This is a genomic window from Streptomyces sp. NPDC006294 (genome assembly GCF_042870895.1).
Lineage (GTDB): Bacteria > Actinomycetota > Actinomycetes > Streptomycetales > Streptomycetaceae > Streptomyces.
The window spans coordinates 510365-534852 of sequence record NZ_JBIAHV010000002.1; the positions used below are offsets into that span (position 1 = coordinate 510365).

Consider the following 24488-nt stretch of genomic DNA (forward strand, 5'->3'; position numbering starts at 1 on the left):
CCGGGACCGGTCCCGGGCCCCTTCCGTATGTTTTCCCGCCACCGGGAAACGGTCCGGACCGCCCCGCTCAGCGTGCCGCGGCGACCACCGGCGTCAGCCGGCCGTCCGTCATCGTGACCGTGCGGTCCATCCGCTCCAGATGCGCCCGGTCGTGCGTCACCAGCACCGTCGCCGTCGCCCGCTCACGGGTCAGACGCACCAGCAGGTCCAGGACGGCCGCACCCCGCTCATGGTCGAGTGCGCTGGTCGGCTCGTCGACGAGGAGCACCGCCGGGTCGTTCATCAGCGCGCGGGCGATGTTCACCCGTTGACGCTGGCCGCCCGAGAGCTGGTGCGGCCTGCGGCCGGCTTCGTCCGCGAGCCCTACGGCGTCCAGCAGTTCGAGGGCCCTGCCGCGCGCGGTGCGCGCGGCGCGGCCGGACATGTGGGGCATGACCTGGAGCTGTTCGGCCGCCGTCAGCGACGGCAGGAGGTTCGGCTGCTGGAAGACGATGCCGATGTGCTCTCGTCGCAGAGCGGCCTTCGCCGCCGCCGTCATCCCGGCCGTGTCGGTGCCGGCCACGACGACCCGGCCGTTGTCGGGCGTCACCAGGGTCGCGGCGACCGCCAGCAGGCTGGACTTGCCGGAGCCGGACGGCCCGACGACGGCGGTCAGCGAGCCGGCCGGCACGTCGAGCGAGACCCGGTCGACGGCGGTGAGCCTGCCCCGGCCGTCGGGGTAGGTGAGGGTGATGTCGTCGAGCAGCAGGGTCATCGGGCGCTCCCGAGTGCGGTCAGGGGGTCGACGGCGGTGATCCGCCGGATGGACAGGGCCGCCCCGGCCGCGCCGAGGACGATCATCACGCCGGCGGGGAAGAGGACGGTGGGCGCGTCGAGCACGAAGGGCACGTCGCCGCCGCTGATCAGTGCCCCGGCGCCGGCCGCGAGCGCGGTGCCGAGCAGCGTGCCGGCGGCGAGCATCACCACGGCCTGCCCGAGTGCGTCACGCAGCAGATAGCGGGTGGAGGCGCCGAGCGCCTTGAGCACGGCGACGTCGCCGCCGCGCTGGATCGTCCACACCGTGAAGAACGCACCGACGACGAGCGCCGAGATCGCGAACAGGAAGCCGCGCATCAGCTGAAGTGAACCGTTCTCCGACTGGTAGGAGCCGATGGCGTTCAGGGCGTCGTCGACGGTGCGGGTGCTCGTACCGATCACCTCGTCGGCCGCGGCGGTGTCGGCGCCGCCCGTGGTGGTCAGCGCGATCACGGTCGCCGCCGGGCCCTGCGCGATGCGCTGCCAGTCGTCCAGCGCCGTCCACACCACCGGGGTGTGGGAGTACGAGGCGTCGCCCTCGACGGCCGCGACCGCTGCGTCCAGCGTGCCCAGCCGGACCCGGTCACCGGCCCGCAGTCCCAGCTCGTCCGCGGCCGGCTCGGAGAGCACCACCTCACCGGACCGCACCGGACGCGGTGCCAGTCCGGCCGACGGCTCGCTGCCGAAGGCCGAGACGGCGGCCGTACGCTCCCCGGCCGTCGCGTTGAGGGTGCGGATGCCCAGCGGGGCCGCGGCCGTGACACCGGGACGTGCCGACCACTCGTGCCACTGGCTCTCGGTGACGGCCGAATTGGCGAACGACACCGACCGACCGCCCGGTGGCGCGGCGAAGGCGATGCGGTCGGCGGGCAGGCCGGTGAGGGCAGAGGTGTTCTCCCTGGCCAGCCCGGCAGTCAGCCCGGACAGCAGGCCCACCAGCAGGGTGATCAGCACGACGACCGTGCCCATCAGTGCGAACCGCCCCTTGGCGAAGCGGAGGTCTCTCCATGCGACGAACATGGTTGCCAGCCTGGCGCGCGCGGCCCGGCGGGGCATCGCACGCCGGTGGGTGTCCCTCTCAACCTTTTGGTTGAGCCGGTCGCCGGGCACCCTGTTTACGCTGGAGGGACCATGGACACCCGGACCCTCACCCCCGTCATGCGCGTCCTGCGTCTGTGCCTGCACGCCCTGCTGGCCGGACTGCTGATGCTGGCCGCGGTCCGGGCCGTCACCGGAGGCGAACCGCACGCGTACGTGGTGGTGGCCGCCGCCGCGCTGGTCGCCGCGGTGTACGCGGCCGGGGTCCTCACCCCGGCCGTGCACCGCTCGCCCCGTGCCGCCGCGCTGTGGCTGGCGGCGCTCGGCGCGACATGGCTGGCGCTGCTGGTCCTGTCGCCGGACGCCCTCTGGGTCGCGTTCCCGCTCTACTTCCTCCAGCTCCATCTGCTGCCGGTGCGATGGGGCCTGACCGCCGTGGTCGTGACCGCCGCCGCCGCGATCGGGAGCTTCCTGCTGCACGGGCAGACCGTCACCCCGGGCACCTTCATCGGACCGCTGCTCGGCGGGGCCGTCGCGGTGGCGACCGTGCTGGGCTACCAGGCCCTGTACCGGGAGAGCGAGAGCCGCCGGCGGCTGATCGAGGAGCTCGTCTCCACCCGTGCGGAGCTCGCCGCCGCGGAGCGCACCGCGGGGACGCTGGCCGAACGGGAGCGGCTCGCCCGCGAGATCCACGACACGCTCGCCCAGGGACTGTCCAGCATCCAGCTGCTGCTGCGCGCCGCCGAGCGCGCACTGGACGAGGACGCCCCGGCCGCCCGGCACGTCCGGCAGGCGCGGCGCGCGGCCCAGAACAACCTCGCAGAGGCCCGCCGTTTCGTACGGGCCCTCACCCCGCCGGATCTCGAGCGCGGCTCGCTGGCCGGCGCACTGGAACGGCTGTGCGCCGGCGCGCACGGACCCGCGGTGCAGTTCAGCGTCAGCGGCACACCCGTCGAGCTCCCGACCCCGTACGAGGCGGCGCTGCTGCGCACCGCGCAGTCGGCGCTCGCCAACACCGAACGCCATGCGGCCGCGTCCCGCACGGAGATCACCCTCAGCTACATGGACACCTCGGTGTCGCTCGACGTCGTCGACGACGGCCGTGGGTTCGACCCCGACACGACGCCCCGCGGGAACGGTGGGGACGGTGACGGTGCGGGCGGCAGCGGCGGGGACGGCGGCTTCGGGCTGCGCGCGATGCGATCGCGGGCGAGCTCGCTCGGCGGGACGCTGAGCGTCGAGTCCGCCCCCGGCCAGGGCACGGCCGTCGCCCTGATCCTGCCGCTGCCCGCCACGGCCTGGGAGCGCGGCGCGTGAGCGGCCCCGTCCGGCTGCTGCTCGCCGACGACCACCCGGTCGTACGGGCGGGGCTGCGGGCCGTCCTCGACACCGAGGCCGACTTCGAGGTGGTCGGCGAGGCGGCGACCGCGGAAGCGGCGGTGCGGCGCGCGGCCGTGGGCGGCGTCGACGTCGTGCTGATGGACCTGCAGTTCGGCACCGGCATGCACGGCTCCGAGGCGACGGCGGCGATCAACGCGCTCCCGGACGGCCCGCGAGTGCTGATCCTCACCACGTACGACACGGACGCGGACATCCTCGCGGCGGTGGAGGCGGGGGCGGCGGGCTATCTGCTGAAGGACGCGCCGCCGGAGGAGCTCGCCGCGGCGGTCCGCACGGCGGCGGCCGGCCGGTCCGCGCTGGCCCCGGCGGTGGCGCACCGGCTGATGGACCGCATGCGGACGCCCGCGGCGGCGCTGACCAAGCGGGAGCTGGAAGTGCTGCAACTGGTGAGCGACGGCCTGTCGAACCTGCGGATCAGCAAGGAACTGTTCCTCAGCCAGGCGACAGTGAAGTCCCATCTTGTACACATCTACGCCAAGTTGGGCGTCGACTCCCGCACGGCGGCGGTGGCGGCGGCGACGGCCCGCAGGCTGATCCGGCGGTGATTCCGTACGGCCGCGATCGGCGTCGCCGACGCGGCGCGGCCGAGGCCCGCGGCGTTCCGCGCTCGCGCGACGCGATCGGTTTCCACTCCCGCGGCTCGGGCAGCCGGATGGATGGAGTCAACGAAAGGACCGACATGAGTGCCGGAGAGAAGGCCAAGGCCAAGGCCGAGCAGGTTGTCGGCATGGCCGTGCGGAAGGCCGCCCACGCGATGGGCAAGGAGACCACCGCTGCCAAGGGCGCGGCCCTGGAGACGCGGGGCAAGGCGCGCGACAGCAAGGAGAAGTCGAAGCACGGCTTCAGGCGCTGACCACGTCACCGCGTGCGGCAGGTGCTCCCGGCGGCGGCACGGCCGCAGCCGGGAGAGCTGCCTCATCGTTCCGACGCACGGCGGGCCGGATCCCTGCGGAGCACGAGGAGGCGACCAGATGGGCATGGTCACGTAGTCCGTGGACGCGGACGTGACCGGTGCGCCCCGCCGACCGGTGGGGCGCACCGGCCGTTCGGCCGACCGCTCGCACGGGCGGTCGCGGGCGCACGGACAGTCCCCGGTGCCCGGCCTGTCGACGCCGCGGACGTCAGACGCGACGCCGCGGCGGGCACTCGCCGAAGAGGTCCACCGCCGCGCGGACCTGCATCAGCGCGGGCGACAGTGCGCTGACGGACCCGATCGCGCCGGCGATCAGCAGCAGGGAGCGGCGCATCCGTGGGATTTCCGGATCGCCCGCCGCCACCATCGCCGCCAGTACGGCCAGTTCGTCCTCGGCGATGCCCCGGTCGCCGAAGTCCGCCGGATGCCCGGCGAGTTCACGCCGGAGCCGGGCGACGGCCGCCCGCAGCTCCGCCGCTCGCGGGTCCTCGCCACTGCCTCTGCCCGTCACCCGCGTCTGCCCCACGCTCCGCAACAAAGCCCAGCCCCTCGCACGTCCTTGTGCACGTCCCTGGCCCCCGGGGACGGGTCGGCCCGCCCGAGGGGTGCGGGCCAGTTAACGCCATACGGCCCGCACCGCGCCACCTCGCGCACCGAATTCAGGACTAAGGAACGGGGTCCATCGCGTTGCGCCACACGGTCACGTCGACCGTGATGAACCGGCTGGCGTCGTTCTCCGAGGACTTGCCCTGGTAGGTCACGAGCCCGACGTGACCGGAGTCGGTGAGGACGCAGATCTGGGAGCCCTTGGAGAGCAGCCCCATATCGATGGTCCTGGTGTAGCGCGTGTCGCTCCGGCAGGTGTCCAGGTCGCCGCTCTGCCCGGTGCGCAGCAGGATCATCCTGCCGTTCTCGGTGTCGATCCGGCTGATGCCGCCCTCGTACTCGAAGTCCGCGTTGGAGTCGTCGTCGAGCGGCTTGATCGGATCGTGGTCGAGGAAGATGTGGTAGTTGTCCACGATGTCGAGACCGGTGTACGTCTTGGGCTCCGGCGCGGGCAGCGGGTCTCCGGGCGCGGTGTCCAGGCCGTCGCCCTCGCCGCCCGGAGTGGCGCTGCCCGACGGGCTCTCCTGCTTGGGCGTGCTGTTCGCGGACGGCTCGCCCTTGCCCTGGCTCTGGTTCGTCTTGCCCTTGCCGTCACCGGACAGCGCCATGTAGGCGCCGGCGCCCGCGGCGCCGCCGACGACCAGGGTGACGAGGACGGCGATGGCGAAGTTGCGGACCTTCTTCTTCTTGGGCGGCGTGGCGGCGGGGACGGGAGAGGCGACCGTGCTGTACGGCTGCGGGCCGGTGTGCTGCTGCGGGTACGGCCCGGTCTGGGGGTAGCCGTAGCCGGGCGCCGGCTGGGCGGCCTGCGGGTAGCCGTACGTCGGCTGGACGGGCGACTGCTGGGCGGACGGCTGCTGGTGGTGCGCCGGCGGCTGGGGCGCGGCGGGCTGCTGCGGCTGGACCGGCGGCTGCTGGTGGGTCTGCGGCGCGGGCCCGAAGCCCGGCGGCGGGGTCTGCGGCGCCGCGTGCGCGGTCGGCGCGTGGGTCGGCGCGGCCGCGGCGGCCGCCGGAGTCGCCACGGGCGGCTGGCCAGCGGCGGGGGTGGCCGGCGGGGCGGGCGCGGCCTTGCGGGTCGTGATCTCGGCGGCCACGACGCTCGGCAGCCACTCCTCCGGACGGCGCAGCACCGTCTCGCCGTTGGCGGCCTGGCAGATGCTCAGGATCTCGGCGACCGACGGCCGGTTCTCCGGCTCCTTGACCATGCAGCGGGTGACCAACTCGCGCAGCTGCTCGGGGAGTTCGGTGAGGTCAGGCTCCTCGTGCACGATCCGGTAGAGCACGCCGTGCGAGGTGCCCTCGCCGAACGCCGCCCTGCCGGTCGCCGCGTACGCCGCGATCTGGCCGAGGGCGAAGATGTCGGTGGCGGGGGTGACATGACTGCCGGCGGCCTGCTCGGGGGCCATGAAGGAGGGCGTGCCGATGGTGACGCCGCTGCTGGTCAGCGATGTGGCGTCGGCGGCCCGGGCGATGCCGAAGTCGATGACGCGCGGACCGTCGGCGGCGAGGAGGACGTTGGCCGGCTTGAGGTCGCGGTGGACGATGCCGGCGCCGTGGATGATCTGCAGCGCCTCGGCGATGCCGGCGACCAGCAACAGCACTGTCTCGACGGGCAGTTTGCCGTGCTGGGCCACCGCGTCGGAGAGGGACGGGCCGGGGACGTAGGCCGTGGCGAGCCAGGGCTGTTCGGCCTCGGCGTCGGCGTCGATGACGGGCGCGGTGAACAGGCCCTGCACGCGCTGCGCGGCCTGGACCTCCTGCGCGAAGCGGCGCCGGAATTCGGCGTCCTGGGCGAAGTCGGGGCGGATCACCTTGATGGCGACCGCGCGTCCTCCGGGCGTGTAGGACAGATAGACCTTGCCCATACCGCCGGCGCCGAGCCGAGCGGCGATCTTGTATCCGGCTACATGCTTCGGATCGTCCTCACCCAGCGGCTTGAAGACCGTTCCCTGGTGCGCGCGGCCACTCATCGACTCTTGATCCCCCATGGCGTACCTCAGTGTTGAAGGTGCACCTTATCCAAGGCGGCACCCGCTCTCCACGTCGGACGACCGGCGGTGCGGGGGCGGTTGCACGATCGCGCGGACGACCCCCGTTCGGCGCAGCGCCGCGGCGGCTGCGCCGTCCGCCCATTCGTCCGCTCATGGGATAGAGAGTCCTCATGTCATCTCCTCGGACTACGTCCGCACTCCAAGGACCGGCCGTCGCCGGATTGTTGCTCGCGGCCGGCGGCGGCCGGCGCCTCGGCGGCCGGCCGAAGGCACTGCTGGTGCACCACGGCAGACCACTCGTCGAGTACGCGGTGCGGACGCTCCGCGAGGGCGGTTGCGCTCCGGTGCACGTGGTGCTGGGTGCGGCGGCGGACCGGGTGCGGCGGGAGGCGGATCTGTCGGGGTGCGTGGTGAGCGACAACCCTGACTGGGCGGAGGGAATGGGCTCCTCCTTGCGCACGGGTCTCGTCTCACTCGCCGAGGAGGGGACCGGCGGCCCGGACGCGGCGCTGGTGCTGCTGGTGGACCAGCCGGGGATCGGCGCGGCGGCGGTGGCGCGGGTGCGTGCGGCGTACCGATCGCGGGCGTCGCTGGTGGCGGCGGCGTACGGGGGGCGGCGCGGGCACCCGGTGCTCTTCGGCGCGGACCGGTGGACGGCGATCGCGGAGAGCGCGACGGGCGACCGGGGCGCGCGGGCGTATCTGGCGGCGCACGCCGACGCGGTGACGCTGGTGGAGTGCGGTGATGTGGCCGCGGCGTACGACATCGACACTCCCGAAGATCTGCGCCACCTTCGGTGAGCGGCGTGGCACGCTGCGCCACCTTCTGTCGACCCGGAGAATCTCGATATCAACAAACCATTGAACTTCCACTATGCGATAACTACTATCCACTGTTCAGAAGCGTCTGACCGCTCGGACGGCGCCTTCGGCTGTACCTCGGAGCCCTGGCACTCAGTGCCGTCCGGCGGCGACCCGGCGGCCGCACGGCGGGTCCGCGCACAGCCCGTGAAGCTCGCGAAGGAAGTGACAGCTCATGTCCGCACCAGCGCCGTCCCCGCTGGCAATCGTCGATGCCGAGCCCCTGCCCCGGCAGGAAGAGGTCCTTACCGAGGCGGCCCTCGCGTTCGTGGCCGAGCTGCACCGGCGCTTCACCCCGCGCCGTGACGAGCTGCTCGCCCGCCGCGCCGAGCGCCGCGCCGAGATCGCCCGTACGTCCACGCTGGACTTCCTCCCCGAGACCGCCGCGATCCGCGCGGACGACTCGTGGAAGGTCGCCCCGGCGCCCGCGGCCCTGAACGACCGCCGCGTGGAGATCACCGGGCCCACGGACCGCAAGATGACCATCAACGCCCTCAACTCGGGCGCCAGGGTCTGGCTCGCCGACTTCGAGGACGCGTCCGCCCCCACCTGGGAGAACGTCGTCCTCGGCCAGCTCAATCTCATCGACGCGTACGAGCGCCGGATCGACTTCACCGACCCGAAGTCCGGCAAGTCGTACGCCCTGAAGCCCGCCGAGGAGCTCGCGACCGTCGTGATGCGCCCCCGCGGCTGGCACCTCGCCGAGCGCCACCTGACGCTCGACGGCACACCCGTCCCCGGCGCCCTGGTCGACTTCGGCCTGTACTTCTTCCACAACGCCAAGCGGCTGCTGGACCTCGGCAAGGGCCCGTACTTCTACCTCCCGAAGACCGAGTCGCACCTCGAGGCCCGGCTGTGGAACGACGTCTTCGTCTTCGCTCAGGACTACATGGGCGTCCCGCAGGGCAGCGTCCGCGCGACCGTCCTGATCGAGACGATCACCGCGGCGTACGAGATGGAGGAGATCCTCTACGAACTGCGCGACCACGCCTCCGGGTTGAACGCGGGCCGCTGGGACTACCTCTTCTCCATCGTGAAGAACTTCCGTGACGGCGGGCAGAAGTTCGTCCTCCCGGACCGCAACGCGGTCACGATGACCGCCCCGTTCATGCGCGCGTACACCGAACTGCTGGTGCGCACCTGCCACAAGCGCGGCGCGCACGCGATCGGCGGCATGGCGGCCTTCATTCCCTCCCGCCGCGACGCGGAGGTCAACAAGGTCGCCTTCGAGAAGGTCAAGGCCGACAAGGACCGCGAGGCCGGCGACGGCTTCGACGGCTCCTGGGTCGCCCACCCGGACCTCGTCCCGATCGCGATGGCCTCCTTCGACGCGGTGCTCGGCGACAAGCCCAACCAGAAGGACCGGTTGCGCGAGGACGTCAGCGTCGCGCCGGGCGACCTGATCGCCGTCGACTCGCTCGACGCCAGGCCGACGTACGAGGGCCTGCGCAACGCCGTCCAGGTCGGCGTCCGCTACATCGAGGCGTGGCTGCGCGGCCTCGGCGCCGTCGCGATCTTCAACCTGATGGAGGACGCCGCGACGGCGGAGATCTCCCGCTCCCAGATCTGGCAGTGGATCAACGCGGGCGTCGTGTTCGAGAACGGCGAGCGCGCCACGCCGGAACTCGCGCGGCAGGTCGCGGCGGAGGAACTGGCCGCGATCCGCGCGGAGATCGGCGAGGAGGCGTTCGCGGCGGGCAAGTGGCAGCAGGCGCACGACCTGTTGCTGAAGGTCGCCCTCGACGAGGACTACGAGGACTTCCTCACCCTCCCCGCGTACGAGCAGCTCGCCCGCTGACCCGCCTCTCCGCCCGGCGCCCGCCCCCGGTACCGCACAGCACCAGGGGCGGTGCGCCGGGCGCCGACGGCCGGGCTTGCCGTGGACCGCGTCGGGCGGTCCGGACAGGGCCGCGGACCTGGAAGGGGCTACGGATACCTCGACCGGGCGCAGCCGGCGAGAGCGCACCGCTGACCGCGGCGCGGGGCCGGGATGCCGCTGACCGGTGGGGTGGGCGCAGTGAGAGCCGGCAGGCCCCACGCGTGCCGCACGGTGTCGATGAGGCTGCGCGTGCTGTGCGGCGAGACGATGAGCTCGAGCCGTGCCTCGGCCAGTACCTGGGGGTGGCCGTCAGGAGTGCTGTTCAGAGCGGCCATGCTCCGCTGCTCGAACGCCGGCGGCGTGAACACCTGAAGCAGGGTGAGGGCGAAGTACACGTAGGCCGAGGCTTCGTCGATGAGCTGCCTGGCCGCCTCGGGCAGTGGGGGCGCGCCGGTAGTCCCCGAGGACCCCAGGGCGGCGAAGGCCTCCAGCGTGCGCAGCAGACCCTCCGTCCGGTGCGGACAAGTGTGACGCAGGTGCTCCATGAGGTTGCGGCAGCCGGTCAGCACATCGGCGTCCAGGGCACTCAACGGCTGCTTCGCCAGGAGCGCGCGAAAACCGGCCAAGGTGTCCGACAGCTCTTCGACGACGATGAGGCAGGAGATGTCCGCCAGTTCGACGGCGCGGGTGCTCTCGTGCAGTTCCATGATCCGCCTGCCGTAGCGGATGAGGTCCCGCGGCACACCGCCCGACAGCGCGTGGGCCAGCAGCACATACGGCCGGGTGAGTCCGGGCGCCCGCCTGTCCATGATGGCTGTGGACTCCTCGAGATCCCCTGGCCGCACATGGACCACGTCGTCCAGCGAACTGTCCGTCGCGTCACGGTGGGGCATGCCTCTGCGGACGAACGCCGCTCCCACGTCCTCGGCGACGGAGATCAGGTAGTGGACCCGGGGAACACCGAGGATCGCCTTGACCTCGCTGAGGAATCCGAGCGCCTGGAGGTCGGAGCCCAGACGGTCGAGCTCGTCGATGCAGACCAGCGTCCGGCCGCCCTTCATGTGTGTCTCGACGGCTATGCCCGCCATCAGTACCCGGAAGTCGTCTACCAGTTGGGGAAAGCTGGGCGGGACGCTGGAGAGGGCCGACGTGTGCGCACCCGCCGGGCTCACCATCTGGGCGACACCGAGGGTGAGCGCGGCCGAAGTGCTCTGAACGGTCCTCAGCCGGTACAGCTGGTCGCGGCACTGCCTCACCAGCGCCGGCTCAGGGGCCCTGGCCCGCCATCGCGAGAGCCGCAGCAACAGCAGACCGGCGACGAAGTACGCGAGCCGGACCGGATTTCCGCTCTCGACGAGCAGCGCGTGCGAGTGCTGGTTCCAGAACAGCAGGAATCCGGCAAGGGCCGCGCAGCCCAGTGCCGCCGCCAGGGCGAACCGGTGGACAGGGATCCGGTGGCCCTGGATCTCCACCTCGATACCGAGGGAACGGATCAACCCGTGGAAAGCGGTCAGCGCCACAAGGACCACCTCGCCGAGGACGAACAGCGGTGTCTCCAGGAGAGCGGTCACGTGATGCCGCACATCGGGGTCGAATCCCAGGCTGACGAAAGGACCGGCAAGCAGGACCAGGCCCGCGAGCAGCACGAGCAGGCCGGGCACGGCGCGAAGCCGGCGACGCCACCTCTCGGACGTCCGCAGATGCCAGAGGAAGAGGCCGGCGCAGGTGACGAGCAAAGCGACGCCGACGCGCTCCCCGTGCCAGACGGCCTGGATCTGTCCGTCGGACCAGCGCCGCAGCGTCTCGGTCCACGAACCCAGGGCGGCGCTGTGCCGGTCCCACGCCGAGCGGGCCGCCGCCGCGGAGCCGAGGGCGACGAGGGCGGCCGCGGGTACGGCGAAGAAGAGCCGGCGCCGCAGGGAGCGGACCGCGTCACCGGCCCGGCGCCGTGAGCGCACCCATCCGGAGAGGCGTGCGAGCTGCGGCACCTCGTAGCCGGCGCGTCTGATCCAGTCCTCGCAGGTCCTGATGCAGACGGCGAGCACGAAGTCGTAGGGCGTGTACGCGGCGGGCACGGCGACCCGCACGGCGAAGTCGGGTTCCCGGACACAACCGTCGAGCAGCGTGGTCTTGCCGACCCCCCGTGGTCCGCAGAGCGCGATCGTCCCGCCCGAGAGGAGGGACAGCTTGTGTTCGAGTTCCCGGGCCGCGGCGGCAGGCACCACGTACTCGGTGCCCTGCGAGGACCGCAGCCCGTCGTAGTTCTCCGGCAGCAGGACCGAATGCGGGTCGTCACCGAGGAGTGCCTCGGTCACCAGGAGCATGACGGGACGGGTGCCGTTGTTCTGCAGGTCGTACGCCCACTGCGCGGTCGTCATTCGCAGACGCACGGCGAGTACGGGGGCACCGACCAGACCGGCCAGCACGACCAGCTGCGCCAGCAGGTTCAGGCGTGCCGGCACACTGCGCCAGACCCAGAGCGCCGGAGGTGCGAGCACCACGCCCACACCCAGTGCCATGAGGACGACCTTCACATCGATCCGCAACGTCACGAACAGAGCGAGCCAGACAACGGTGGTCAGCGACGCCAGCACACAGAACCAGGCGCAGAACGAGCGCAGGTCCAACACGACGTCGGCCCGGGCCCCGGCAAGCGCCCACCTGACCTCGGCCAGCAGGTGCTTCACCGACCGGTACGCCGCGTGGCTGTCGCGGCACCGCCCCAGCGCACGCTCCACGTTGGCGTTCAGATGCATGGCCGACCGGACCGCCTCCGCGGTGACGGTCGGCCGCGCTTCCAGTCGGCGCCCCATCTGCGGGCTGTCCAGGCAGGCGTCGACCGACTTCCGGTAGACGGCCTCCTCAGCGGCGTCCTCCCAGCCCGTGAAGGGAGGGTCCGGCGTGACAGAGCGTTGCGTCATGAGACCCTCCCCGTAACCGCGCGCGGGCCGAGTGTAGTGGCCGGTACGCGTCGCCTACGGCCGTAACGGCAAACCGTGTTGCGGCCGGCTCGGCGGCGGGTGCGGCTCGGAAACGCCCGCGCGGGGACCTACGACGCGTCGTCGGCGGACACGTTCGCCCCGGCCGCGTGGACCCGGCGGTGGACGTCCCGGCGGGACTCGCCGGTGACGGCTCGGCTGGATGGGCGAGCCCGCCGGGCTGTGGCTGCGCGACCGGTGGGACGGCTGGACGGGGAAGGCGTTCACGAGCGAGAGCCGCCGGCTCGTCTCGGTCCGGGAGAAGCCCGCCGGCTGAGCGACCGGCCCCGCCGTGCTCAGCCCTCCGCCGGTCCTTCCGGCCCGCCGGGGAACGCCTGTTCCGTCCAGATCGTCTTGCCGTACCGGCTGTAGCGCGTGCCCCACCGCTGGACGAGCTGGGCGACGATGAACAGGCCCCGGCCGCCCTCGTCCTCGGCCGTGCTGTGCCGCAGATGCGGGGAGGTGTGGCCGGTGTCCGCGACCTCGCACAGCAGGGTCCGGTCGCGGATGAGGCGGATCTGCAGCGGCCCCTCGGCGTACCGGACCGCGTTGGTGACGAGTTCGCTGACGACGAGTTCGGTCTCGAACGTCAGCGCGTCGAGGCCCCAGGCCGCCAGCTGCCCGGTGACCAGCTCCCGTGCGCGGCCGGCCGCGACCGCCTCCGCCTCGAGTTCCCACACCGCCACCTGACCGGCGTCCAGCTCGCGTGTGCGGACCAGGAGCAGGGCCGTGTCGTCGCCGGCCGTGCCGTCGGGCAGCAAGGTGGCCACCACCCGGTCGCACAGCTCCTCCAGCGGCAGGTCGCGGTGGCCCGCCAGGACTCGTCCCAGGATGTCGAGCCCCTGGTCGATGTCGCGGTCCCGGGTCTCCACCAGGCCGTCGGTGTACAGGGCGAGCAGACTGCCCGCGGGCAGATCGAGATCGAACGACTCGAACGGCAGGCCGCCGAGACCCAGCGGCGGCCCGGCCGGCAGCTCGGGGAAGGAGTACGAGTCCCCGGCCACCACGACCGCCGGCGGCAGATGCCCGGCCCTCGCCATCGTGCAGCGCCCCGACACCGGGTCGTACACGGCGTAAAGACACGTGGCGCCGGTGGTCACATCGGGATGCGGTCCCCCCGTCGCCGAAGCGCCCGGCACCTCCCCCGCACCCGGCTCCGGCTCCGCGCCCGCCCCGCCCGAGACCGGGCCCACCAGGTCGTCCAGCCGGGTGAGGAGCTCCTCCGGGGCCATGTCCAGCTTCGCGAGAGCCTCCACCGTGGTGCGCAGCCGTCCCATCGTCGCCGCCGCGGGCAGACCGTGGCCCACCACGTCCCCGACCACCAGACCGATCCGTGCGCCGGAGAGGGGAATGGCGTCGAACCAGTCCCCTCCGACGCCTGTGACGTCGTCGGTGGGCAGATAGCGGTAGGCCATGTCGACGGCGGAGTGGTGCGGCAGATGCTGCGGAAGCAGCTCCCTCTGCAGGGTGAGGGCCGCCGCACGTTCACCGGCGAACCGGCGGGCGTTGTCGATGCACACCGCGGTGCGGGCCACCAGCTCGTCGGCGAGTGCGACCTCGCCGTTGTCGAAGACGGCCGGCCGGCCGGTGCGGACGAAGGTGACGAGGCCGAGGACGTCACCGCCGATACGGAGCGGGACCACCAGGGCGTTGTCGTCGAGCACCTTTCCCCCCGAGGAAAGACTCCGCAGGTGCGGCGACCCCGGCCGGTAGGCGACGGCCTCGCCGACCGGGCCCCGCGCTGTCCCCGTGATCCGGATGAAGGCGTTCCTGTCGGCCCATCCGGAGCGCGGCTCGCCGCCCTCCGGCACCCCGGGCGCGAGGTCGACATGCACCGCGGAGGCGAATTCCGGCACCGCCACGTCGGCCAGCTCCAGGGCGGTGGACGCCACGTCCAGCGTGGTGCCGATGCGGCGCCCGGCCTCCACCAGCAGGGCCAGCCGGTCCTGTGCCTCGTAACGGTCCGTGATGTCGAAGGCGTCCTCACACACCCCCAGCACCCGGCCCTCGGCGTCCTGCAGCCGGTAGTACGAGCACGACCACAGATGATCCCTGCCGGGATCGCTGGGCATCTCCCCCAGGAAATGCACGTCGAGAATGGGCTCGCCGGTGTCGATGACGTGGTACATCACGCCGTCGAGCGTCTTGGGGTACCCCTCGGTGACGAAGACGCCGGCGGGGTACAGCTCGTCCGCCCGCATCCCCCGGTACCGCTCGAGCGGCAGGCCGACCTCGGCGCTGTGCGCGGCGTTCGCCCAGGTCAGCCGGAGCTCGGTGTCGTAGATGGCCAGCCCGACCGGTGACTGGGTGGCCAGTCCGTCCAGCATCGACAGCCGGGACTCCCACAGTCGCAGCCGTGCCGACTCGGCCAAAACCAGGACCCGCGCCGCGGCGCCGCCGGTCAGGTCGCACACCGCCACGTCGACCGGGATGCCGCGTCCGTCGCGGTGGCGGGCGAGACGGGGTGCGTGGCCGTGGGCCGGGGACGGGGTGCCGTCACGGTCCGGTTCGCACAGGAACACCTCGGCGGACCGTCCGACGATCTCGTCCGCCGCATATCCGAGCAGTTCCGCGGCGGCCGGGCTCCAGCCGATCACCGTGTCGCGGGCGTCGAGCACCACCGCGGCGGCGACGGCGACGTCGAGGGGGCCGCGGAGGTCTCGGTCCTCCGCCGCCTCCAACGCCCTCCAGGCACTCGCCACGTTCCAGGTGCTCGCAGCCTGCACAGCCCGGTTCATCACCTTCAGAATCGGCCCGCCCCTCCTGATGCACAAGGCGGCGGAAGGCGCGGCGGGCCGGTCACCGCGAGTGTTCGCCGGCCCCACGAGCGCGGCGAGGGCCATACGGACACCGGTGCCGTTGCCGGCGTCGGGCACGCCGTCGGGCACGCCCTCGGGGACCCGCCCATGGACGGCGAGGACGTCGGTGCCGCCGCCGTCGCACGTCGAACTCGTGCACCCGCGCGCTCATCCCGTGCGGCACCCACCACCGCGCGATCGGAGACGCTGCCGGGCGCCGGACGGCCGGGGCGGGTGCGCACCGTAACCGGAATCGGCGTCGCGAACCGGGGCGCAGGGAGCATGCGGCGTCCGGGCCGTGAACTCCCTTTCATCCGGCGGCTGTTGACCATGGCGGCCGTTGTCCGCAGGATAGCGCCGATGTGGATCGGAATCCTGGGGCCGGTGGAGCTCCGGCACGGCGGCGTGCGCTTGGGACCCCGGCCGGGCCGGGGCCGGTCGCTGCTGGCCCTGCTGGCGCTGAACTCCGGGTATCCGGTCGGGCACGACCGCATCGTCGACCTGCTGTGGGACGACCCGCCGGGCTCCGCCCGCGCGCAGGTGTACAACCTGGTCAGCGATCTGCGCCGGCGGATGCGCGACGGGGTGCCTTCCGGCGCACCGCCTTCCGCCGGGGCGTCGCGGGTGGACGCCCTGGTCTCGGTCGACGGCGGGTACGTGCTGCGGTCCGCGGAGCACACCAGTGACCTGCGGGACTTCCGGGCGGCCGTGGCCGTGGGCCGTAAGTCCGCCGCGGACGCCGACCACGACCGTGCCGTGGAGCAGCTGACCGCCGCACTGGGCCACTGGCGGGGCACCGCGCTCACCGGCTGCCGCGAGCCGTTCGCCGGGGCCGCCCGCCGCGGTCTGGAGGAGGAGCGGCTGCGGGCCGTCGTCGCTCTCCTCGACGCGCGCCTGGCCCTGGGCCAGCACGAACAGGTGCTGGCGGAGACCGGCCCCTGGCTGGCGAACCATCCGCACCGCGAGGACCTGTACGGCAGACAGATGCTGGCCCACGCCGCGCTGGGGCGGCAGGCGGACGCGGTGGCCGACTACCGGCGGGCGTACCGCCGGCTGCGGGACGATCTCGGCGTCACCCCCGGGCACCGGCTGCAGGACATCTACCGGCGGATCCTCGCCGACAGCCCCGAGGCGCGGCCCGCCCGTCCGGCCGCACCCGCGACGGAGACCCGGCGGCCGGGGCCCGTACCCCGCCAGCTGCCGCCGCAGACGGACCGGCTCCTGGGGCGCGAGACCCCGGCGGCCGAGGTGCGGGCGGCGCTCCTCGATCGCGGCGCGGTGGTGCCGGTCGTCGCGCTGACGGGACCGGGCGGCGTGGGGAAGTCGGCCCTCGCCCTGCACGTCGCCCATGCTCTCGCCGACGAGTTCCCTGACGGGCAGCTCTACGCCGATCTGCACGGTCTGCGCGAGCCGCCCGCAGAGCCGCACCGCACCCTCGCCCGTTTCCTGCACGCCCTGGGCGTGGACGCCAGGGACATGCCCGCCGACCCGGAGGAACGCGTCGGCGAGTTCCGCAGCCGGGTGGCCGGCCGCCGGCTGCTCGTCGTGCTCGACGACGCCGCCGACGAGAAGCAGCTGCGTCCCCTGCTGCCCGGCACCCCCGACTGCGCGGTGCTGGTGACCTCCCGCAACCGGCTGACGGGACTCGGCGGACTCGGTTTCGAGGTGTCGACGCTCGAACCGGCGGCGGCCCAGCGGCTGCTGACCCGCCTCGTCGGCGAGGACCGCACCGGCGCGGAGCCCGCGGCCACGGCCGACGTGGCGCGGCTGTGCGGCTGCCTGCCGCTGGCCCTGCGGATCGCCGGCGCCCGGCTGTCCTCCCGTCCGGACTGGACGGTCAGCGGCTTCCGGGACCGGCTGGCGCGCCAGCGGGAGCGCCTGGACCTGCTGACCGCCGGAGACCTGGACGTACGCGCCGGCATCGCGCTCAGTTACCGTTCGCTGCCCGCCGAATTCCGCTGCGCGGTCCGCAGGCTGGGGCTCCTCGAGGCGCGCAGTGTGCCCGGCTGGGTCGTCGGGGCGCTGGCCGGCGCCCCCACCGCCGACGACCGGCACGCCGACTTCCTGGTGGAACGGCATCTGCTGGAGGCGGTCGGCGTCGACCGGGCCGGGCAGTCGCGCTACCGCCTGCACGACCTGGTCCACGACTTCGCGTACGAGCGGGCCGCGGCGGAGGACACGCCCGGCGACCGGGACGCCGCGCTGGGCCGGGTGCTGCGGACGTGGCGCGTACTGGCCGCGGAGGCGGCCGGGCGTCTCGGGCACGGCGGCGCCCTGGACCCGGTCACCCCGGCCGGCGACCCGCTGCCGGCCGTGGTGTCGGTCGTCCGGCAGCGCCCCCTCGACTGGTTCGCGGCGGAGCGGCTGAGCCTGGTCTCCGCGATCCACCTGGCGGGCCGGCTGGACAGCCCCCGGGTCGCGGGCGACCTCGCCCTCCAGCTCGACGGCTACCTCGTCATCCGCTACGACGAGGCCGAGCGGGTGGCCGTCCTGCGCGCGGCCATCGCGTGCTGGCGGGACCAGGCCGCGCCCGACCGCAGGCTGGCCCGGCTGTACTTCGCGCTGTGCTGGGCGACGTACCAGCAGGATCGTTACGCCGAACTCGACGAGGCGGCCACGCACGCTCTCGCGGTCGCCACCCGGGTCGGCGACCCGGACGTCGTCGCGGACGCCGCCTGGCAGGTGGCGAAGGCGACCGCGCTGCGCGGCCGGCTGCCGGACGCCGCCGAGCTGTACCGGCGCTCCCTCACGGAGGCGCTGCGGCAGCGGCAGCCGGAGCGCAGCCTGACGTACGCGCACACGGGGCTGGCGAACGTCCTCGCCGACCTGGGGAGGCCCGCGGAGGCGGCGGGCCACTACCGCCACGCGCTGTCCCACCACCGGGCGAAGGACCGCACCAGGGTCGTCATCCTGCTCCGCTTCGCCGAGGCCCTGGCGGACGACGCCGAGGGCGGGCAGGCCCTGGAGCTGCTGGCCGAGGCGCAGTCGATCGTCGGCGCCATCGGCGACGAGGTCGGGGCCGCCCATGTGGAGCGGCTCCGCGGCCTCGTCGACATCGCCCGCCGCGCCTGGGAGCCGGCGGGCGACCGGCTGCGCACCGCCCTGACCGCGCTGCGCGCCCACCACGAGGCGCTCGGCGTCGTCCACGTGCTGCGCGCTCTCGGCGACGCGGCTCTCGGCACAGGGCGGCCGGCCGCGGCCGGGCACCGGCTCACCGAGGCCCTCTCCGTATGCCGGCCGATGGGCGCGCCCGTGGAGACCGCGCGTGTCGAGGCGCGCCTCGCCGCGGCCTTCCGGCTGTCCGGGGAGCCGGACACGGCCGAGGCGTACGCCGGCGCGTACCGGCGCAGACTCACATCCCTGTCACTGCCGGACGCGAGCCTGCGCCTCCCCGGACACGTCAGGGCGCTGCTGCCGCCCGCACGGCCGGAGCCGTCGGGTCGGAACGCCTGACCCGCGTTCCGGAGCCTTCAGAACTCAGAACGCCTGATCGGCGAAGCCGTGCCGCGCCACCCGGGCCATCATGGTCCGCCAGACGCTGTAGCCGGTGTGCGGGTTGCCGGTGATGCCGAGCCGGGACTTGGCGCGGTCGAACGCGGCCTGGGTGCGCGGCCCCCAGGCGCCGTCGACGGCCAGTCCGGACCCCATGAAGTTGTTGCACATCGCCTGGACGAACACGGTGTCGCTGCGCGAGCCCTTGTTGCACACCGTCGGCAGGCCGCCGAAGTCGGCGTGGATGTGGTCGGCGTGGGCCGAGTTGTACCAGCCGTCCAGGACGTACCGGAACCGTCTGCGGCACACCGCGTCCACCGCCAGGTAACGGCGGCGCAGCGTACGGTTGCTCGCCGCGTGGTGGCGGTCCAGCGGCGAGGACTGCCGGCCTCCCGCCCATCTCACGAGGTCGAGGTCCATCGCGGTGCCCTGCCCGTGCTGGCCGGACTTGTTGACGTAGAAGCCCGCGGAGACCAGGAAGGCCACGTCCGCCCCCGACAGGCTTCTGAGGTCGCGTATCCACACCACCAGCCGGTCGTAGAAGGCCTGGGTGCACTGCCAGTCGCGCAGCGCGGTGTTGCCCCGGTTGCTCCGCCAGTAGTAGACGGGGGTGCCGTCGATTCTGCTGAACGTCTTCAGGGCCAGCGCCTGCGGGGCCTCCATGGCCGAGGGCAGCGCCAGTGCCCCCGGCGTCTCTGCCGCCCGTGCCGTGGCGGCGCCGAGGAACGGCGCCGCCACCGCCGCCGCCCCGAGGCCGCCGATCAGCGCCCGCCGGTCCAGTCCCTGCCCACCGACCGAAGAACGTGCCGCTTGCTCACGCATGCTGTGTGCTCCTTCGCAGTCTCGGTTGACCGATCGCTGCAAAGGCTGGCGGGCGGGGCTCATACGTGGCTCATTCCGCTCTCACACGTACGCCGTTCAGCCAACTCCCTTCCGACTGAGCTCCGTTGACCGAGGACTTCCGTCAGCCGCCGAGCCGGGGGAAGAGGGGCACGGCTGCGGGGAGGACGCCGTCGACCGGGGTGCACTGCCGGGCGATGCGGGACGCGGCGTCCGGCAGGAACGGGGCGAGCCGGTCGGCGAGTTGCAGGCAGGCCCGGAGCAGGGCGCCGAGGACGTCGGCCAGCCGCTGGCCGGCTGCGCGGTCCCCGCCGCGTTCCGCTGTGGCCGATTCCCAGGGCCGTGTGGCGTCGATGCAGCGGTTGGCCTCCTCGACGATCGTCCACACGGCGGCCGCGGCGCGGCGGAAGTCGAAGTCCGCCAGGGCGGCTTCGATCTCCGGCGCGCTGTCGTCGCAGGCGCGCGCCAGCCGTTCGCAGCCGGGCGCCGTGCCGCGCGGGGCCGGGAGGCGGCCGTCGCGGTAGCGATGGGCCATGGTCACCACCCGGTTGACCAGATTGCCGAAGCCGCCGGCGAGATCGCTGTCGGCGCGGGCCACGAGCCGGTCCCGGGTGAAGTCCGCGTCACCGACCCGCGGCACGTCCCGCAGCAGCCACCAGCGGACGGCGTCCGTGCCGACGTCGGCGACCAGCTCGGCCGGATCGACGGTCGTGCCGGCGGACTTGCTGATCTTGCGCCCGTCGACCGTGAGGTAGTCGTGGACCAGGATGTCGGTGGGCAGCGGCAGTCCGGCCGACAGCAGCATCGCCGGCCAGTAGACGGCGTGGAAGCGGAGCACGCCCTTGCCTGCCAGGTGCTGACGCCGCCGGCTCCCCGCCCACCACCGGTCGAAGGTCTCGTCGGCGGTGCCGTAGCCGAGGCTGGTCACATAGTTCCCGAGCGCGTCCCACCAGACGTAGACGACCTGGTCCGGGTCGCCGGGCACGGGGATGCCCCAGCCGCGGGCGCGGCGCTGGGAGCGGGAGACGGAGAAGTCGTGCAGGCCGCCGTCGATCAGGGCGAGCACCTCGTTGCGGCGGGAGGCGGGCTCGATGCGCAGCCGGCCGCCGGTGATCAGCTCCCGGAGGGTGCCGGCGTGGCGGGACAGCCGGAAGAACCAGTTCTCCTCGGAGACGAGTTGGGGCTCGGTGCCGTGGTCGGGGCAGCGTCCGTCGGTGAGGTCCTCGGGGGTGTAGAACTGCTCGCAGCCGACGCAGTACAGCCCCTCGTAGTGCTTGCGGTACAGATCGCCGGCCTCCGAGCACCGCTGCCACAGCCGCTCGACCCCGGCCCGGTGACGGGGATCGCTGCTGGTGCGGATGAAGTCGTCGAAGGAGAGCGCCAGCGGCTCGCGCAGCCCGGCGAACGCCGCCGCGTTGCGGTCGACGAGCTCCTGCACGCCGATGCCCTCCGCCTCTGCGGCGAGGACGTTCTTCAGCGAGTTGTCGTCCGTCCCCGTGAGGAAGCGGACCTGGTCACCGGCCTGGCGGCGGTGGCGCGCGAGTACGTCCGCCTGGACCAGCTCCAGGGCGAAGCCCAGGTGGGGGCGGGCGTTGACGTACGGAATGGTGGTGGTGATGTAGGAACGCGTATCGGTCACGGGGATCTCCTCCTCTTACCGAGGCGGGGCTCCGGCCTGCGCACGCACAAGAGGCCCCGTCCTCGGGGCCTCGGCACGTCACTCGTCCGTCTCAACAGCCCCGTCTGCGGGGCATCATCCAGAACGTGTGCGTGATCATGCGGCAACGCTAGCAGAGCCCGGTCCGCCGGGTCACAGGGTTTTCCACAGCCCTATCGAGGGCGACAACCAGCCAACTTGTGGCAGAGAATCACCGCCCGCCCGCCCATCCTTCACAGCAGACACACAGGTAGCCCCCGGCATGAGCGCGGATTTGCACAGCCGAGGACGCGGGACGTCACGCGCGTGCTGCTGCTGCCGCGCTCCCCCCGGATTCGAAGCCACCTCTTGCACGCCCGCGTTGAGCTGTGTCTATGGTGATCACCGCGCGTGTCCTGGATCTTGACCGCTCCGCTGTGACGCGCGCGTCAGCCGGCGGCCGGGGGAACGGTGCCGCCACGGGGAGGATGGACCGTCATGCCACGACACCGGGTCACCGCGCAGGCCGCCTCGGACGGTGCCGCCTGCCGCCCCTGTTCCCATGCCTGGCCGGCGGCGACCTGATTCGCGTATCGCCACCGCCTCTTCCGACGGGCACCCCCGACCGCCCTCGTTCGCTACGAAGGAAGCACTTGTGCGCCTCAGACCAGGGTTGCTCAGACCCGGATCACGAAAGTCCACGATTCTCACCTCGGCCGTCACGTCCGTGGCGGCGCTCGCCGTCCTGGGTGGCCTGACCGTCCAGCCGGGCCTGGCGGACGCGTTCGCCGCTCAGCGGCCGGCCGCGGCGGCGAGCAACTCCTCCGACTGGTACGACGACACCGCTGCGGAGCAGCTGCGGCAGGACCAGTGCCTGATGTCCGACGTGCTGCGCGTGGGCGGGCCGTCGATGGCCGCGATCGGGCAGGACGGCCTGAACCAGCCGCAGGACAAGCTCCGCGAGCTGGCGAACCGCGACTATTGGGAGGACACGCCGCTCGGCCAGGCGTACACCAAGGACAGGAACGCCGCCGAGAAGGAACTGGACGCCGTCCATGCTCTGAGGGACGGTTGGAAGAAGCCCCTCTACGGGCTGGAGACCCCGGCCGGTTTCACGGAGACCGGATTCCACTGGCCGCCGGGCACGCGCGAGGGCGAAGACTTCTACTCCCAGACCGGTCTGACGCAGTGGATCGCCGACCGGTTCTGGAAGAGCGAGAGCGACTTCTACGAGGACTCCACGCCCGGGGCGGACGAGGCGACGGTCAAGGCCGTCAGCGCCATCGGCACTCCCCTCTACCCGGAGGACCCCGATCCGTCGCTCCCCTCGGACGAGTGGAACCGTGCACTCGCCGAACGTAGTGCCTTCGAGTGGCTGACCGGGGGATCGGTCGATCCCACGGGTGCGGACGACGCCCGGATGTTCCTCGCCTCCGGTGGCTTCCCTCGCACCGCTCCGGTGCGGGGCTCGGCCGAGTTCCGTATCGCGGTGGAGGACCTGAAGACCCGGTTCGCCTCGTGCGCGTGGCGTGACCCGCTCGACCCGAGCAAGGTCCTGGGCACCATCAGCGAGACGGCCGCCACGGAGTGGCAGCAGGAGATCGCTTCCCAGGCCGTGCAGCGCAACCAGCTGCTCGGCTCCAACAAGCAGGCCACCGGCGCTCTCGCCGCCGGCTCCAAGGCACTCGGCGAGATGCTCGGCCACTCGTGGATCGCCGACCACCTCGCCCGCTGGCAGGACCACTGGTCCGCCGGCGGGCTCGGCTGGATCGGTGACAGCCCGACCGTCATCGAGCTGCGCGGCACGACCGGCAAGTGCCTGGACGTCGAGGGTGGCAAGACGACCAACGGCACCCCGGTCCAGGTGTACAAGTGCAACGGCTCGTCGGCTCAGGGATGGCTGCTCGAGGGCGACGACCGGGGCATGCACCTGCGCAACGCCAAATCCTCCAAGTGCCTGGATGTGTCGGGCTCGAACAGCGCCAACGGCACGAAGATCCAGATCTGGACGTGCAACAGCAGCCCGGCGCAGACGTGGGAGGCCAACCTCCGTGCCACCACCACGCTGAAGAACGTCGGCACAGGCAAGTGCCTGGACATGCCCAAGTACGACAACAGCGTCAACGCCCGGCTGTGGACGTGCGGCACCACCGCGCGGCAGAAGTTCGGCGTCGAGCCGTCCGGGCACAAGGGCACGGACAGCCTCTCGTACCCGGACAAGGCGCAGTTCGACAAGGCGAAGACGGGTGTCGCCGCGGCGCGGGCCGGGGCGAAGGCCCAGCTCGCGGTGTTGAAGAAGCACGCTGCGGCGGCGAAGGCGGCGGCGACGGCATCCGCTGCCGCTGAGCAGGCCGCGTACGCGATCGCGGACGCCGCTGGCGCGCCGCGTGGGCGTGGTCTGCTGGTGGGTCAGCAGAAGGCGCAGGTCACGCAGGGTGCGGCGGCTGCGCTGGAGGCGATGGTGAAGGCGGGTGAGACCGCCGAGGCCGCGACCCGGGCGTCCGCCGGCGACAGCGAGACGATCGCGCAGCGTGCGCTGGCGCAGGCCGCGCAGTCGAAGGCCGAGTTCCGCAAGGAGGCCGCGCACACCGCCGAGTTGCAGGCGAAGGCCGCGGCCGATGCGGCCAAGGCGCACCGGGACAACGCGAAGAAGGACAAGGAGACGGCGGAGGCGAAACTCGCGGTCACGCTGAAGGCGGAAGGCGACGCGAAGGCTGCCGCTGCCAAGGCGCATGCCAAGCGGCTGTCGGCGGAGGCCGAGGAGAAGACGGCCGAGGCGGAGAAGGCGACCGCCGCGGCCAAGCAGGCCGAGGCGGCGCAGCATCGCAGGACCGCCGAGGCTGAGGCGTCGAAGGCGCAGACGGCCAAGGAGAAGGCGGAGTCCGCCGAAGGCACCGCGGTCGCGAAGAAGAACGCCGCCGAGAAGGCCCGCGACAAGGCGCGCGACCTGCGGGACGACGCCTGGGACGCCGAGCAGAAGGCGAACGCCGCACGCGCGAAGGCCGCGGCGAAGGAGGCGTTCGCGCAGGCCCACGAATCCGACGCGAACGCGAAGGAGTCCCGGGCGGCGGCCGACGCGGCCGCGGCGCACGCGGATGACGCCGAGGCGGCAGCCGGGCGGGCCCGTACGGCCGCGAACGCCGCGACCCAGGCGGCGGCCGACGCGGACGCCGCGGCCACCCGCGCGGAGGCGGCAGCCGGACGGGCCCGTGCCGACGCGGATGCCGCGCAGGCGGCGAAGCTGAAGGCGGACGCCGCGGTGCGGACCGCCACCAGCGCCGCCGCGGATGCCATCGATGCCTCCGAGCACGCCTCGGCGGA

At 73.0% G+C, this 24488-nt stretch carries 15 protein-coding genes; 7 read left to right on the top strand and 8 right to left on the bottom strand.

Annotated features, from left to right (window positions below; translation table 11 throughout):
- Positions 1–67: 67 nt before the first annotated feature.
- Together ACFYOP_RS05340 and ACFYOP_RS05345 are read right to left on the bottom strand one after the other, a co-directional pair.
- Positions 68–754 (bottom strand): ABC transporter ATP-binding protein, encoded by a 687-nt coding sequence (locus tag ACFYOP_RS05340; protein ID WP_356899539.1) that lies wholly within the window; start codon positions 752–754, stop codon positions 68–70.
- Entirely contained in the window at positions 751–1815 is a 1065-nt protein-coding gene (locus ACFYOP_RS05345; RefSeq protein WP_356899538.1) for an FtsX-like permease family protein, read from the bottom strand. The genes ACFYOP_RS05340 and ACFYOP_RS05345 overlap by 4 nt, the downstream gene beginning before the upstream one ends.
- A 111-nt stretch (positions 1816–1926) precedes the next feature.
- Here ACFYOP_RS05345 and ACFYOP_RS05350 point away from each other — a divergent pair, with 111 nt between their 5' ends.
- The 3 genes from ACFYOP_RS05350 to ACFYOP_RS05360 all read left to right on the top strand — a co-directional run bounded on the left by ACFYOP_RS05350 (position 1927) and on the right by ACFYOP_RS05360 (position 4087).
- Entirely contained in the window at positions 1927–3150 is a 1224-nt protein-coding gene (locus ACFYOP_RS05350; RefSeq protein ID WP_356899537.1) for a sensor histidine kinase, read from the top strand.
- On the top strand, positions 3147–3779 hold the full coding sequence (locus tag ACFYOP_RS05355) for a response regulator transcription factor (RefSeq protein ID WP_356899536.1): 633 nt from the start codon (positions 3147–3149) through the stop codon (positions 3777–3779). Before ACFYOP_RS05350 ends, ACFYOP_RS05355 begins: the two co-directional genes overlap by 4 nt.
- 134 nt (positions 3780–3913) lie before the next feature.
- Positions 3914–4087, top strand: coding sequence for a hypothetical protein (locus ACFYOP_RS05360; protein WP_356899535.1), 174 nt, complete (start codon positions 3914–3916; stop codon positions 4085–4087).
- Between the two features lie 268 nt (positions 4088–4355).
- On the opposite strand, the gene ACFYOP_RS05365 is transcribed toward ACFYOP_RS05360, so the two are convergent.
- Positions 4356–4685, bottom strand: a complete 330-nt coding sequence (locus ACFYOP_RS05365) for a DUF5955 family protein (protein WP_356899534.1) — start codon at positions 4683–4685, stop codon at positions 4356–4358.
- A 127-nt stretch (positions 4686–4812) separates the two neighbouring features.
- A complete protein-coding gene (locus ACFYOP_RS05370; RefSeq protein ID WP_356899533.1) occupies positions 4813–6723 on the bottom strand; it encodes a serine/threonine-protein kinase in 1911 nt (636 codons plus the stop codon).
- Between the two features lie 191 nt (positions 6724–6914).
- On the opposite strand from ACFYOP_RS05370, the gene ACFYOP_RS05375 reads away from it, so the two are divergent.
- Entirely contained in the window at positions 6915–7544 is a 630-nt protein-coding gene (locus ACFYOP_RS05375; RefSeq protein ID WP_356899532.1) for a nucleotidyltransferase family protein, read from the top strand.
- 235 nt (positions 7545–7779) lie between these two features.
- Positions 7780–9402 (top strand): malate synthase A, encoded by a 1623-nt coding sequence (aceB, locus tag ACFYOP_RS05380; protein ID WP_356899531.1) that lies wholly within the window; start codon positions 7780–7782, stop codon positions 9400–9402.
- A gap of 128 nt (positions 9403–9530) precedes the next feature.
- On the opposite strand, the gene ACFYOP_RS05385 is transcribed toward aceB, so the two are convergent.
- The gene (locus ACFYOP_RS05385) at positions 9531–12344 is read right to left on the bottom strand and encodes a hypothetical protein (RefSeq protein ID WP_356899530.1); all 2814 of its coding nucleotides are present in this window, start codon (positions 12342–12344) and stop codon (positions 9531–9533) included.
- A 353-nt stretch (positions 12345–12697) separates the two neighbouring features.
- On the bottom strand, positions 12698–15139 hold the full coding sequence (locus ACFYOP_RS05390) for a SpoIIE family protein phosphatase (RefSeq protein WP_356899529.1): 2442 nt from the start codon (positions 15137–15139) through the stop codon (positions 12698–12700).
- Between the two features lie 420 nt (positions 15140–15559).
- Here ACFYOP_RS05390 and ACFYOP_RS05395 point away from each other — a divergent pair, with 420 nt between their 5' ends.
- A complete protein-coding gene (locus tag ACFYOP_RS05395; protein ID WP_356899528.1) occupies positions 15560–18652 on the top strand; it encodes a BTAD domain-containing putative transcriptional regulator in 3093 nt (1030 codons plus the stop codon).
- A 24-nt stretch (positions 18653–18676) separates the two neighbouring features.
- Here the strand turns inward: ACFYOP_RS05395 and ACFYOP_RS05400 are convergent, their stop codons facing one another.
- Positions 18677–19513 (bottom strand): extensin family protein, encoded by an 837-nt coding sequence (locus ACFYOP_RS05400; protein ID WP_356899527.1) that lies wholly within the window; start codon positions 19511–19513, stop codon positions 18677–18679.
- 142 nt (positions 19514–19655) lie between these two features.
- Entirely contained in the window at positions 19656–21170 is a 1515-nt protein-coding gene (locus tag ACFYOP_RS05405) for a methionine--tRNA ligase (protein ID WP_356899526.1), read from the bottom strand.
- A 724-nt stretch (positions 21171–21894) separates the two neighbouring features.
- Between ACFYOP_RS05405 and ACFYOP_RS05410 the strand changes: the two genes are divergently transcribed.
- Positions 21895–24488, top strand: a 2594-nt coding sequence (locus tag ACFYOP_RS05410) for an RICIN domain-containing protein (protein ID WP_388450886.1), incomplete at its 3' end; no start/stop codon positions are given.